General features: G+C 62.4%; 1 protein-coding gene. It reads right to left on the reverse strand.

What is annotated here, in order from left to right; genetic code table 11:
• Nucleotides 1-25 precede the first annotated feature (25 nt).
• Complete coding sequence (locus tag EN807_RS33230) at nt 26-334, reverse strand: hypothetical protein (protein WP_127859727.1); 309 nt, start codon at nt 332-334, stop codon at nt 26-28.
• Between the last annotated feature and the right edge of the window lie 36 nt (nt 335-370).

Raw genomic sequence — 370 nt, forward strand, 5'->3', positions numbered from 1 at the left:
GATCGCTGAGCCGGGCCGAATGCGATCAATAGTCGGAGCCGCTCTCGACCACGACGGGACGGCGGTAGTAGCGGTGATGACGCTCGATGGAGCCCGTGACCACGACGGTGTCCGGGCGGTGATGACGATGCCAGGCGCGGCGGCCGTGATCATAAAAAGCGACCGTGCCGTGTCGGCGATGATGGAGACGCTGGCCTTCGTCATTGATGACGACGGCGGTGCGGTGATGATAGTGCCGGTGGTGCGTCCTGATGACGACATCGGCCTCGGCCGCGGAAGCAACCGCCGGCGCGGCGATGCAAAGCGCCAAGGCTGCAAGAACCACTGTTTTCATTGCGCTATTCCTGATTTCTAAAACATCCCTTCGCCG

The sequence above is a fragment of the Mesorhizobium sp. M5C.F.Ca.ET.164.01.1.1 genome, from assembly GCF_004792125.1.
Taxonomy (GTDB): Bacteria; Pseudomonadota; Alphaproteobacteria; order Rhizobiales; family Rhizobiaceae; genus Mesorhizobium; species Mesorhizobium wenxiniae.

Bases quoted from the DNA above. Each gene is read 5' to 3' on its own strand.
- EN807_RS33230 (WP_127859727.1), bottom strand. From the start codon at position 334: ATGAAAACAGTGGTTCTTGCAGCCTTGGCGCTTTGCATCGCCGCGCCG.